Consider the following 12,526-nt stretch of genomic DNA (forward strand, 5'->3'; position numbering starts at 1 on the left):
TTATAAAACTTTGAGGGTTTATCGGTCACGTCAACCTCAGAAAACAACAGTCGTGTTGCCGTGCTGCACAACCCGGTCCTCGCAGTGAGCTTTGACCGCTCGAGTCAGAACTTTACGTTCGACATCTGCGCCGAGAGCTGTTAGCTCCGCTACCGAGTGGCGATGGGAGACGTGTACTACGTCTTGATCAATGATCGGGCCCTCATCGAGGTCCTTGGTGACGTAGTGCGCTGTGGCGCCGACGAGCTTCACTCCACGCTCATACGCCCGCCGGTAAGGTCCTGCACCGACGAAGGCAGGCAAGAAAGAGTGATGGATGTTTATTACTTGGCAGCCAACGCTTTCCAAGAAACTTTCACTGATGATCTGCATGTATCGCGCCAGAACGACGAGATCAAAATTTCCCGCTAGAAGTGCAAGCTGACGGCTTTCCGCGTCCGCTTTGGAATCTTTGGTGACCGGAATGTAGACGAATGGGATTCCGAATGACCGGACAGCGTCTGCCATTTGAGAATGGTTTCCTATGACCAAACCGATCGAGGCGTTGAGCTCGCCACGACGATGCCGCCACAAGAGGTCCAGCAGGCAATGGTCAAGTTTCGAAACCATTATCGCTACACGCTTTGGCTCATGAGCGGCGGTAACTTGCCAATCCATGTTGTATCGTTCCGCTATGGCGGAAAAATTCTGTTCAAATTCATTCCGATGGACACTGAGATTGGGCAGAGTAAATACAGTACGTTGGAAGAACCTCGCCGTGCCTCCAGCAGCGACACCTTCCTTGATGGAGTCCTGATCGAGTGACACAATATTGGCCCCTGCCTTCAAGAGGCATGAACTGACTGCTGAGACTATTCCGGCTTGATCGTCGCAGGTAATGATGAGCCTGGCTGTGTCGTGCGGGCCTGGGCTCAAACTATTGTTTTGGACCGCGGCGGGGCTGGTGATGGTCATATGCTCTTATCTCCTGATGATCGTGATGGTACTTGGGGACGCCATACCTGCCGTTTGGCCGAAGTACTTGTCGCTGCCCGCCACGCTGCAGGCTGGGTGTCAAGTGGCCGGGCGATTTCGTTGGCGTCGGCGCGCAGAGGCTCTAATTTTCGAACCCTTAGCACCTGCCGGCAGGCGTCCTGAAGGGTTCCCGCCGACGCCCGTAGCAGTCAGGTTGCCTCTCTGTTGGTGCCGTGCCCTCGTTGCCTGTAGTTCTTAACTACTAGTACGTCGCCTTGTCTGGCAGGGTTTGCGAACCATAGAGCTCACCCAATTCGTCAAAACGCAGGGAGACTTGATGACCGTGTGCCATAGTCATGTCCCGCCAGATCCGTTCAAGCCGCTGACCGCGAGCCGCTGCGCTGGACCCGGCTGTCCGAACGACGATTCCCTCCATCGCTTCCCATGCGATGAGATGGGCCTTGATGCCTAGTCGGCAAAGGGACGCATCTTCGGCGAGGCTGAAGGGTGCGCCTCCAGCAGCCTGGCGACGGGAATAGTCCAAGTACAAATCGCTGGCGCGGTCGATAATCGCTTCGGCCGCTTGGACCGCCGTGAACAGGTCCGCGTAGTAGGTCTGGAACCGGGGATCCTCTGAGCGCTTGTGAAACGGAGGATGCATGACCGGGCGTTTCCGGAGTGTGTTGCCGTACTCTTCGAGCGCGCCTTTTGCACCCCCCACAGCGAGGTTGGCGATTTCTAGGCCTAGGGTTGCCAGGACAGGACCTCCGTAGACCGGGTTGTCGTGAAGAACGACGCCCGGGTTCTGGGCACCCGGGCCGTAGTGACTCCGTCCGACTAGCACCCAGTCGCTAGGGACATGGGCCTGAACGAACTCTAGTGTGTGTGAACCGCTGCCCCGAAGGCCAAGGGTGCGGCCCCAGTCGTCCCGTACACTCCATTCACTTCGCTGTACGACAAAGGTTGAAGTATTGCGGCTGCCGTCGGGATCAAGAACGTCAGCATGACCGATGAAGTGTGTGGAGTAAGGGCCGCCCGAGGCATAGCCGAACGTCCCGTTTAGGATCCATCCGTCTTCCACTCTTTCCAGGGTTGCACCCGGGGCCGATGTCATCGGGGCGGCCACGTATGCGTTTTTGAATATTTCTTCCTGGACGTTCTCCGGCCACCAGGCGGCGATCTGGTGATTGTGAAAGGAAGCCAGGCACAGGCACCAAGCGGTTGACATGTCCGCGCTGGCCAGCTCCCGCATGACGTGCAAGAAGTCGCGAAGGGAGAACTCGTAACCGCCGTATCGTCGGGGGCGCATTAGATGGTAGAAGCCTGCCTCCACGAATGCCACGTGGAGTTTTTCGGAGTGGAAGTTGCGTTCTTCGGTCTCACCGGCTGCGGCGAGCACAAGCGGTTTGAGGCGTTCCACGGCTTCAAGGGCTTCCTCCAGAGAAAGCGTGGCTGGTGCGGTGGAAGATATGACATCGGGGGAGGGAATGGGCATGATGTACTTTGGCTTTCTTCTGGGTAAGTCAGAGTGACGCTAGTTGCGGCTCAACGTTGGACAAATCAATACGCCGGTTATCTGTTTTGTAGGGTGCCGTCGCTACGGTGGCTCTGATAAGTTTCTGGGGCGTTCCTGGGTTTCCCCAGAGCACATTTACTTTAGTTCCTGGTTCTGCATAGGCAGGCTCCAAAAAGGCGAGCGTCAGGATTTTACGGAAGTGGAGACTGTATCCCGGGGGAGTGGATATGCCGATACGTTCCCCGTCAGTGTTTCGCACTTCATCGGCATGAAACACCCAACGCTGAGGGTGCGGCATATCAATGTGAGCGTAGGGCAAACCTTCTTCAAACAGCGACGCGTAGATCGCGATAACGTCTTCTTTGTCAAATTCAAGCGTTACTCGCCGGTGCAGCGGAGCTTCCAATTCCCGTTCGAGGGCAGCGCGGCCCACGAAATCATGATCGAGCTTGATGGATTTAGCCCAGCCAAGTGAAACCGGCGAAAGCATGTAGTCATCCAGATTATCGCTCTCGAAGCTCCCGTCCACGGCGACGCCGAGGCCATACATGTCGAAAGCCTTATGAGCGTGCTCGACAAAGCCGTCTTCGAAATTGCCCAAGAAGTGCCAGTTGCCGGTGGGGAATGCCGCCTCAAGATGGTTGATCATCGCAGTGCGTCTGCCCAAGCGGCGGATGCCGTATCTTTCGCCGACCCGCAGGACCTCATTCCAGACCTCGTCATGCATTTCAAATGGCCCGTGCAGCTCGAAACCTACCTCGCCTGCCATTCCCATCCTCAAAGCAAGTACATCAATGCCTGCAATTGTTGCCGGAACGAACCGCATGAACTTCACGTCGCGAAGGTATTGGCCGGTGACCTCCTCGACTACCGCCAGAGCATTAGGACCGGAGACCTGGAACTTGAACCGGCGGGCGCGGGTAGCTGTGACGTCGTATCCTCCCTTGCTGATTAGAAAGGAGGTATAAAGTGCAGTAGTCGACTGCGTAGCGAAGGATTCTTCGCCCAGGCGGAGGAGGACACCTTCGGCGTTGATCTTGCCCTGTTCGTTGCACTGGATTAGATGCTTGCCGGCCCCTACTGGAAACTTTGCGTAGCTATTAACTGAACTTTCCGAAAAGAGGCGCATCGCATCTGGGCCGTCAACCTGCAAGTCCCAAAGGAAGCTCCAGTCTCCGATGTAGCAGGTCGATTTCCAGGACTGCTGCTCGTCTTGCCAAGAGGTGTATTCAGGCCCTCCCCACCCGGGGTGATAGGTCCTAGGTACCTGGCGGAGGAATTCAATCATCGGATGGCTCATGATAGTTGGTCCTTTCTAGACACCGTCGTCGACAGTGACGTGGGTCATGTGTCGTGGTTAACTATGCAGAGGACCATTGCCTATAAAAACGGGGAAACTACCTATCCCCTACGCGTATTTGCGCGTACACGTACCGGAGGAGGCCAGGGTGGAACATGAGCTGACGCCCGGGCCTAGCACGGGAATTGTCGTTACCCCCTTTGTTGACAGGGCAGACGAGCTCGCGACGGTGAAGCGGCTGCTCAGCGATTACAGGTGTGTGGTGCTCGTTGGTCCACCGGGTATAGGCAAAACGCGTCTAGCAATTGCAGTTGCATCCGCAGTACGACGCAACTTTGATGCCTGGTACGTTGCTTTAGAGCATGGCACTACCGGCAACGGCATCATTTGGAGTCCACTCCTCTCTCCCGAGGACGGGAGCCTAGCGATGGTTCCACCGGGCTCATCCTCCGGTCGGCTCACCTTGGCACTCGTTGATGGGGCTGACGGCAGCCCCGATGCAAGCGCCCGTCTGGTGTCGAGTTGGCTGGCAGAACCAGGCGGTGTTTCAGTTCTCGTTACAAGTCGGGTGCAGCTGAAGATTTCCGGCGCTGTTCACTACAGAGTTCCCGGCTTTGGGGGACCCCAGAAAATTGATGCCCAAACCTTGGACTCCGGAGAAATCGGAGGGGGCCTACGCTTGTTCGTCCAGAGGGCGGTAGAATCCCGACCGGACTTCAGCTTGACCCCCCGGAACGCCTCTGCAGTAATGCAGTTAGTGCAGCAGTCCGGCGGTTCTCCTTTGTACCTCGAGGCAGCGGCTGCGCGGATGCGCGCGCTTTCGCCACATGACCTGATGAGGCTCGACCCGGCCACGATGGGGCAGGACCCGCGGGTAGATTTGGTGTGGGCGTCGGTGTGGGATTCGCTGGGACCCGAGGTACGGAGGTACTGGTGCCTCTGCTCCGCCTTTGATGCACCTGCGTCTATCCCTGATCTAATGCAGCTTGCCATGTTGGATGGAGATGACGAAGACGCCGTAACGACTGCAGCAGTAGCTGACGCGATTACGGTTCTCGTGGACTACTCTGTAGTCGACTACGCCCTAGGACCGGAAGGTTCCGAATACCAGCTGACGCCCAGCGCCCTCCAATGGCTTCGCCGCCGTCAGCCGGAAATGCAAGAAAGCCGGGATGAGCTACGCCGACGCTGGGTGCTGGAGGCCAGCCGATCCTTTTTACCCTTTTGGATGGGGGAAGCAGGTCGAGCCTCAGCCGAACAGGTCCTTCGCCACCATTCTGATTTCGTGAGCGCGTTGGATGGCTTCTTAAGAGCCGGCGAGGCGGGCATCCGATGCGGGTTAGAGATTTCTACCCGACTCAGGATTCATTGGATGTCAGCCGACCGGCTTGAAGAAGGAATTGCTTGGCTGCAGCGGCTGCTCGCCCTCCACCCGAGAGAGGACGAGACGCGTGCGGATGCCTTGGCTGCCGAGGCGTACCTTCAGACTGTCCTGGGCAGTCACAAGCACGCTGCCAAGCTTATTTCAGCGTGCCGTGATATCGCTGCCAGACTCGAACTACCAATTATGGACTGTCATTGCGACTATGTGATGGGGTTGAGCCACTGGGCTAATAACGACCTTCAGACAGCCCGCGAATTGCTGCAGTCCTCGGCCAGCCACTATGAGCGCCTTGGCTTAACCGGGCGTCGTCGCGAAGCCCTCTTCGTCCTTGGCATGACGTATATAAGGGCCGACAGTAGCAGTGATGAAATCCTCAATGAGGAGCTTGCGTTTCTAGCGACCGACGACAACTGGTGGAGCCGCAGCTATCTTCATTGGATACTTGCGTTCACGGCTCGGAATCGGGGGGATATTGATGGTTGCGAAAGTCACCTCCTCACCGCACTGCAGATCATGCAGGGGCAACGCGATATGGCCATCCTGGAGTGGTGCATTGCGCTCTACGCCACAATAGCCGCTGAAAGGGGCCATTTCCGTCTTGCTGCCCGCTTGTTGGGAGCCGGAACCAGCCGTGGCCCACGGATGCTCCATGAGCTCAATAAACCCGACCATGAAGCAGTCCTAGCCTCATGCCGACGGGCCCTCGGCCAATCCCGGCTGGACGCCGAACTGAGCCAGGGCGCTCTTCTCGGTGTGGACGCCGCTGTAAAGCTCGTCACGTCAAGAGCCGCCACGCCCTCTGCGCCAGAAATCGGAGAAGTTGAACCCCTAACAACTCGGGAACGACAGGTGGCAGCCCTTGTGGCCGAGGGCTGTTCCAATAAGGAGATTGGTGAACGTCTATATATATCAGCACGCACCGTCGAGGGGCATATTCAACGCATACTCGCAAAGCGCGGGTACCGTTCCCGCACCCAGATCGTGCGTGACCTCGTCCAGGAAGAGACCGGTGAAGCAGATGGCCCTCAGCGCTACGAGAACTTGTAACCAGGGATAAGGCAAGCGTTCGAGAGGACGAGCATTTACTCAGTCGGGAGTGGAGGCACTCTCTTGTGCACGGTGGCCAGCTACAAGATGGAACCTGGGATAGTGATACCCAACTACCAAGGAGTTGGGCGTCCCCCGTTTATCAAGGCCGAGAATCCTAAGGATTTTAGAGGGCATCTTCACGTAGGAGCCGGCGCAAGCAATGAGGACGGAAGTTCTTCAGGCGCTGCGATCGATATCGCTGTCCCCCGAGGCCTCGAGGCTGCGCAGTGCGTTCTCAGCATTCCGCCGGATGTGCTTTGCATACAGCCGTGAAGCGCGGTCACCGTCTCCATCTTTGATGCAGTCGGTGATGGCCCGCAACTCCTCCACGGCAGCAGAATGTCCCTCTGGTGCCATGGCAACCACGCGCAAAATCTGAACCCGCGCCTGCACGCCTTCGGTTAACTGCTTCAAAACGTCGCTGCCGGCTCCCTCAGTAAGGACGCCATAAAACTCGTCCTTGGCAGCAAGGATTAGACCTGGATCCCCAGATGCGGCAGCTTCTGCGAAGCTTTCAGCGGCCGCTCCTAATCTCATAATCTGTGATTTTGAAGCCCGTTCGGCGAAGCGCTTTACCACCACTGCCTCGAGGACAGCCCTAGCTTCGTAAAGATCCCGGGCCTCATCAGGGGTTGGCGCGGCGACGATGGCGCCCTTTTGCGGAACGACAGTCACAAGACCTTCAGAGGTCAACTCCCGCAATGCCTCGCGAACAGTAGTCCGGGAGACTCCGAGTTGTTCGATCAGTTCACGCTCTACCAGCCTCTGGCCAGGCTTAAGTCTGAAGTCTAGAATCGCGGACCTCAGTGCACTTATTACCTGCTCACGAAGGGGCGCAGCAATTCTGCCAACAGGGCTCGAGGTCCAAGCGTCCGCCAGGGAATTCGTTGATGTTGCCATTTTCACCTCTAATCGTCACCTGCATTGATCCTGGTCATACAATCATCTCACGCTAAGGCTCTAAGGCTCGAAGACTGGTTATGGGTCCCTCTCGCACGTCGAACTTCGCGTTCGATGTGGGGCGTGAAGCGGACGAACATGGCTTTGAAGCCGGGGGTGTTGGATTCGCGGGCGACGTTTTCTTTGTGGACCAGGGCGTTGGCTTCGGGGAAGTAGGCGGCGGCGCAGCCCTTGGCGGTGGGGTAGGCCACGAGCCGGAACTTGTCCGCTGTCCGGTCGTGCCCGCGGAAGGTGCTGACCACGTCCACGAGGTCGCGGTCCTCGAAACCGAGCTCGGTCAGGTCTTCGGGGTGGATGAGGATCACGCGCCGGCCGCCGGAGATGCCGCGGTACCGGTCGTCCAGCCCGTAGTAGGTGGTGTTGTACTGGTCGTGGCTGCGGATGGTCTGGAGCACCAGGTGTCCGTCGGGCGGGGTGAGGTATTCCAGCGGGCTGACGGTGAACCGGCCGCGGCCGATGTCCGTCTTGAAGGACCGGGTGTCGCGCGGCGGGTTGGGCAGCACAAACCCGTTTTTGGTCCGGACCCGGGCGTTGAAGTCCACGAAGCCGGGCAGGACGCGTTCGATGTGGTCGCGGATCACGTCGTAGTCCTCCGCCATGGCTTTCCAGTCCACGGAGTGGTCGGGGCCGAAGGTAGCCTCGGCCATGCGGGCCACGATGACCGGTTCGGCGAGCAGGTGTTCGGAGACCGGTGTGAGGCGGCCTTGGGTGGAGTGGACCACGGACATGGAGTCCTCCACGGAGAGGAACTGGGCGCCCTTGGGGTGCTTGTCGTCCTTGTCGGTCCGGCCCAGGGTGGGCAGGATCAGCGAGGTGCGGCCGTGGACGATGTGGGAGCGGTTCGGTTTGGTGGAGATGTGCACGGTCAGGCCGATCCGCTGCATCCCGGCTTCGAGGGTCTCGGTGTCCGAGCAGGCCAGCGAGAAGTTGCCGCCCATCGAGACGAACACGTCCACGTCGTCGCGTTCGAACGCTTCCATGGCTTCGACGGCGTCGTAGCCGTGGTGCCGGGGGGAGGTGATGCCGAACTCGGTGTCCAGGGCCTGGAGGAGCCATTCCTTGGGTTTTTCCCAGATGCCCATGGTCCGGTCGCCCTGGACGTTGGAGTGCCCGCGGACCGGGCAGGTGCCGGCGCCGGGCTTGCCGAAGTTGCCCTGCAGGAGCAGGACGTTGACCATTTCCTTGATGGTGTCCACCGAGTGCGGCTGCTGCGTCACGCCCAGCGCCCAGCAGAAGATGGACGCCTTGGACTTGATGAGCATCCCGGCCACAGTCTCGATCTGTTCCCGGGTCAGGCCGGTGGCCTTTTCGGTCCCGGCCCAGTCCAGCGTGGCGCGGGCCTGGCGGTAGGCGTCGAACCCGTCGGTCTGGGCGTCGATGAAGGAATGGTCAACGACAGAACCCGGGTTCCGTTCCTCCTCGGCCAGGAGCAGGTGGCCCAGGGCCTGGAACAGGGCCAGGTCCCCGCCCACCTTGATCTGCATTAGACAAGGCCGGAGTTACGTTCCGCGATTTCTACTCCGTTGGAGAGCAGCATGACGCGGGTCATTGGCCCCACACCTCCGGGGTTGGGGGAGAACCAGGCGGCGACGTACGCAGCGGCCGGGTGCACGTCTCCGGTGACAACGCCCTTGCCGTCACCGTTGTCAACGCGGCTCACGCCGACGTCCAGCACAATGGCGCCCGGCTTGAGGTCCTCTGCCTTGACGATATGAGGGACACCTGCCGCAGCAATCACCACATCGGCCTTCCGCAGCTCAGCGGGTAGATCCACAGTGCCCGTATGCGCCAAGACTACGGTAGCGTTGACGTCCCTGCGAGTTAACAGCAAACCCGCGGGTCGGCCGATGGTGACGCCGCGGCCCACCACCAACACGCGCTTGCCCTCGAGGGTAATACCGTGGCGGGTCAGCAGTTCCACGCAGCCTTTAGGAGTGCATGGCAGCGGCGACCGCATGGGCCGAGAGACGTTGACCACCAGGCGCCCCAAATTCACCGGGTGCAGGCCGTCCGCGTCCCTTTCAGGATCCATGGCCTCAAGAACGGCGTCCGTATCGATATGTTGAGGCAGCGGAAGCTGAATAATGTAGCCGGTGCATTCGGCGTTGTCGTTCAGCCCGCGAACCACATCGAGGAGTTCATCCTGAGTTGTTTCCTCGGGAAGATCACGGGGGATGGACATGATCCACACTTCGGAGCAGTCCTTAATTTGCCGCCCACATACCAGGCACTCCCGGGATCAGAACGACCAGGATAGTGCCCAGCCCCGGAGTGATGCCCTTGGCACGAAGCGCGGCTACGCGTTCAGTCAGCTCGGCCTTGATGACAGCAGCGGTAGCCTTACCGTCAAGAATTTGCGCGGTTTTGGTTTCGGCCCTCATCGGTCCTATCTCCTCATGCTGGGGTTGATTGACAATCCGCAGTCAGTTGTTCCACGCGCACTCGTAATAGCTGGACCCGCAGGCTTCAAGTGAGGTGCTCAGCTTGTAACAACGCTGCATCTCACTGCTCCGGCTTGGACTGTATTCAAGAATTGCGGAGATTTCGTGCAGACAGTAGGTGTTTGCGTCTAATTGCTTGCTGGCGCTAGGACGATGTCGAAGCGCGTACGGGCCCAGCTTTTCCCCTCCAGATTCCGGCCGTCCGGTGTGGCGGTGCCTACGGGCTGCTCCTCAAAGGTCTTTACCAGCGAGTCTTTGACTCCAAAGACAGAGTCTCCGATCTCGAGTTGGTGATCACCTTCGACAAAGATGTGGGTTACAAGGGTGCGCAGCCCAGGGGCGGTGACCATGAAGTGCAGGTGAGACGCGCGAACCGGGGAGCGGTGGGTTGCTTCCAACATTTTTCCCACAGGGCCGTCGTGGGGGATAGGGTACGGGGTTGGGGTCAGGCCCCAAAAAGAGTAGTTTCCATTCGCATCCGAAAAGAGGTGGGCACGACCAGCGGTGCGGCCGTCGTTGTATTGGACGTCGTAAAATCCGTCTTCATCGGCTTCCCAAACTTCAATGCGCGCTCCAGGAACCCGGTTGCCGTCGGTATCTGTGACGGTACCCTCGACCCAGCAGGGTTGGCCATGGGCATGGCCTGCGATATCTCCCCCGTTAGGGATTTTCGGCGCGTCTTCGGTGAAGAACGGTCCAAATACGGTCGACTCAGTGGCCGTCCCGACAGCTTGATTGTTGACGGCAATGGTCTGCATGGAGGCACCGAGGACGTCGGAGAGAAGGACGAACTCCTGGCGCTTGTCATCGGTGATATGACCGGCTTCAGTGAGAAAACGGATCGCAGTATTCCATTCCTCTTCCGTGAGGCGAACTTCCCTAATAAAGGCGTGAAGGTGCCGGGTCAGCACCTGCATCAGGTTCTTCAGCCGGGGGTCAGGAGTGCCTGCGAAGGAGGAGACGACTTCGTCAACAAGCTTTTGTTCAATCTCCTGTTGTTCCTGCGAAATGCCTTCAAGAGCGGTCTCTGTCATCGTCTGTTCCTTACAGGTTGGTGAGTGTTTTGGGGTCATCGCCTACGGTGGCGGCAGTCAGTAGGGAGGTTAGATTCGCACGGCTGACTTCACGGGGGTTGCTGGCCGGGATGGCAGGCAGGGCAATTTCCACCGCTTCAGCAATGTCCTCGAGTTTGAAGCCAAAGTCGCTCAGCGCTTTAGGTGCATCCAGGACCTCGCGGAGTCGGTTCAGGCCTGTCAGGGCATCGTCTGCATCGAAGGCAGCCGCGATTCTTTCGGAAGCTTCGGGGGCATGTGTAGCATTAAACGCCAAAACATATGGGAGTACCGTGGCATGGGTCTGTGCATGGGGCAGGTTGAATGTGCCGCCGAGGGTATGGCAGATTTTGTGATGAATGCCTGATCCAGCCGATGCAAACGCTACTGCAGCCAAGTAGCATCCATAGAGGGTCTGCTCCCGGCCGGCCAGTTCAAAGGGGGCCGCCTTCACTCGTGGCAGGCCTTGACTTAGCGCCCTGATCCCTTCCGCGGCCAGGGCAGCGTTGATCGGGTCCGCTCGGGGCGCCCAGAGCGAGTCGATGCAGTGTGCCATACCGTTTAGCCCGGATGCTGCAGACATATCAACGGGGAGCGAGAGAGTTAGTTCCGCATCGTAGATTACTGAAACCGGCAGCACCCGGTCGTCTACTCCTGTGGTTTTTCGTGCGGCCTCGGTAATCCCCCAAACGTTCGTCGCCTCGGATCCGGCATAGGTGGTGGGGACGGCTACAATGGGAATCCCTTTATCCAGCGCGATAGCCTTGGCCAGTCCCGTGGTCGATCCCCCGCCGATGGATACCAGCAGATCGACCCCGTTGTCTGACGCCGCCGCACGGGCGGCTCTTGCGTTTTCAATCGGAACGTGCATCACAACGTCATCCCAGAGCAGATGGGTCTGGATTCCGGCGGTGACCCTTTTCAGAAGCTTCTCTTCATGCTCCGATGCGACCACCATAACCTTGTGGGCGTCCAGCCGGGACACCTCTGCAGCAACGTGCTCGCCAGCTTTACCGGAACCGAACAGCACTCGCTGCCCTAGCGTCACGTGCTCAAAAACCAATGCCAATTTGTGTGTCCTATCTGTATTTACGGAAGCGCCGAGCCCGCTGCTACATCTCTCGATAACTTGCTTCGCCGAGCTTTAAGCGGGGGAAAGCCGGTCCAGAAGCAGATCGGCCGCCGTAATCGCCTCGTCCGTGATGATGTGGCCATTTCCAGGGACCACGCGCAAATCGGTGTCTGCTCCCGCGGCCCGCAAGTTCCAGGCGGTTTGCATCACCCGGTAGCCCGGTACCCAGGGGTCGTTCTCCACGCTGCGTATAACGGCTGGCATGGACTTAAGCGGTGTGCCAGGAAGAATAGGCAAGGCGTCTGGCCCAAGGTATCCGCCTGTAAAGAGAACGATTCCTGCGTACTTGGCTGGGCTGGTGAGGATGAATTGAGAAAGCAGGCACGCTCCTTGCGAGAAGCCCCAGAGCACTATCTGGTTTCTGCTGAATCCATCCGCTTCGACTGCTGCTATGTGTGCCCTGAGGGCCTCAAGAGCGTGGTCGAGATGAGGTTGGTTTAGGTTGAGTGGTTCAAGGAAGGGCTTTGGGTACCAGCTGTTGCCGGCTGCAGCCGGCGCATAAAAACGCAGTCCCTGCGAGCTAAGTCGCTCAGCTTGTTCCCGCATGAAGGTCGGGTCTTGGCCTCTACCATGAACTGCCAGAACTGCGGCACGGGCATCAGCGGGAGCATCCCCCCACGTTGTTAGGGGGCGAAACAAGTGCTCGTTCCGATCCACCGGTTCGATCCTTTCATAGTCCCATCTTGGAGACACGTTGT

The 12,526-nt window shown here is 58.8% G+C and carries 8 protein-coding genes and 3 pseudogenes; 2 read left to right on the forward strand and 9 right to left on the reverse strand.

Annotation, left to right across the window (positions count from 1 at the left end):
• Nucleotides 1-36: 36 nt before the first annotated feature.
• From purU to AC3A4Z_RS13195, 3 genes are all read right to left on the reverse strand, one after another.
• On the reverse strand, nt 37-954 hold the full coding sequence (gene purU, locus AC3A4Z_RS13185; RefSeq protein ID WP_498711955.1) for a formyltetrahydrofolate deformylase: 918 nt from the start codon (nt 952-954) through the stop codon (nt 37-39).
• A 262-nt stretch (nt 955-1,216) separates the two neighbouring features.
• A complete protein-coding gene (locus tag AC3A4Z_RS13190) occupies nt 1,217-2,449 on the reverse strand; it encodes an acyl-CoA dehydrogenase family protein (protein ID WP_498711956.1) in 1,233 nt (410 codons plus the stop codon).
• A gap of 28 nt (nt 2,450-2,477) precedes the next feature.
• Nucleotides 2,478-3,770, reverse strand: a complete 1,293-nt coding sequence (locus AC3A4Z_RS13195) for a hypothetical protein (RefSeq protein ID WP_498711957.1) — start codon at nt 3,768-3,770, stop codon at nt 2,478-2,480.
• 262 nt (nt 3,771-4,032) lie between these two features.
• On the opposite strand from AC3A4Z_RS13195, the pseudogene AC3A4Z_RS13200 reads away from it, so the two are divergent.
• Nucleotides 4,033-4,158, forward strand: a pseudogene (locus AC3A4Z_RS13200) (AAA family ATPase); the annotation flags it as partial.
• A gap of 591 nt (nt 4,159-4,749) precedes the next feature.
• On the forward strand, nt 4,750-6,201 hold the full coding sequence (locus tag AC3A4Z_RS13205) for a LuxR C-terminal-related transcriptional regulator (RefSeq protein WP_498712070.1): 1,452 nt from the start codon (nt 4,750-4,752) through the stop codon (nt 6,199-6,201).
• Between the two features lie 219 nt (nt 6,202-6,420).
• On the opposite strand, the gene AC3A4Z_RS13210 is transcribed toward AC3A4Z_RS13205, so the two are convergent.
• The 6 genes and pseudogenes from AC3A4Z_RS13210 to AC3A4Z_RS13235 all read right to left on the reverse strand — a co-directional run bounded on the left by AC3A4Z_RS13210 (nt 6,421) and on the right by AC3A4Z_RS13235 (nt 12,521).
• A complete protein-coding gene (locus AC3A4Z_RS13210) occupies nt 6,421-7,143 on the reverse strand; it encodes a GntR family transcriptional regulator (RefSeq protein WP_498711958.1) in 723 nt (240 codons plus the stop codon).
• A 47-nt stretch (nt 7,144-7,190) separates the two neighbouring features.
• A pseudogene (locus AC3A4Z_RS13215) lies at nt 7,191-8,687 on the reverse strand (molybdopterin dinucleotide binding domain-containing protein); the annotation flags it as partial.
• Nucleotides 8,687-9,584, reverse strand: a pseudogene (locus AC3A4Z_RS13220) (bifunctional methylenetetrahydrofolate dehydrogenase/methenyltetrahydrofolate cyclohydrolase). The pseudogenes AC3A4Z_RS13220 and AC3A4Z_RS13215, both read right to left, overlap by 1 nt.
• A 188-nt stretch (nt 9,585-9,772) precedes the next feature.
• On the reverse strand, nt 9,773-10,678 hold the full coding sequence (locus tag AC3A4Z_RS13225; RefSeq protein WP_498711959.1) for a dioxygenase family protein: 906 nt from the start codon (nt 10,676-10,678) through the stop codon (nt 9,773-9,775).
• A gap of 10 nt (nt 10,679-10,688) precedes the next feature.
• The gene (locus AC3A4Z_RS13230) at nt 10,689-11,765 is read right to left on the reverse strand and encodes a maleylacetate reductase (RefSeq protein WP_498711960.1); all 1,077 of its coding nucleotides are present in this window, start codon (nt 11,763-11,765) and stop codon (nt 10,689-10,691) included.
• 75 nt (nt 11,766-11,840) lie between these two features.
• Complete coding sequence (locus tag AC3A4Z_RS13235; protein ID WP_498711961.1) at nt 11,841-12,521, reverse strand: alpha/beta hydrolase; 681 nt, start codon at nt 12,519-12,521, stop codon at nt 11,841-11,843.
• Between the last annotated feature and the right edge of the window lie 5 nt (nt 12,522-12,526).

The sequence above is a fragment of the Arthrobacter sp. Soil_C_49 genome, from assembly GCF_057656635.1.

Excerpts from the sequence above, each read along its gene's own strand:
- purU (WP_498711955.1), bottom strand. The coding sequence starts at position 954 with ATGACCATCACCAGCCCCGCCGCGGTCCAAAACAATAGTTTGAGCCCA.
- AC3A4Z_RS13190 (WP_498711956.1), bottom strand. The coding sequence starts at position 2,449 with ATGCCCATTCCCTCCCCCGATGTCATATCTTCCACCGCACCAGCCACG.
- AC3A4Z_RS13195 (WP_498711957.1), bottom strand. The coding sequence starts at position 3,770 with ATGAGCCATCCGATGATTGAATTCCTCCGCCAGGTACCTAGGACCTAT.
- AC3A4Z_RS13205 (WP_498712070.1), top strand. The coding sequence starts at position 4,750 with ATGCAGCTTGCCATGTTGGATGGAGATGACGAAGACGCCGTAACGACT.
- AC3A4Z_RS13210 (WP_498711958.1), bottom strand. The coding sequence starts at position 7,143 with ATGGCAACATCAACGAATTCCCTGGCGGACGCTTGGACCTCGAGCCCT.
- AC3A4Z_RS13225 (WP_498711959.1), bottom strand. The coding sequence starts at position 10,678 with ATGACAGAGACCGCTCTTGAAGGCATTTCGCAGGAACAACAGGAGATT.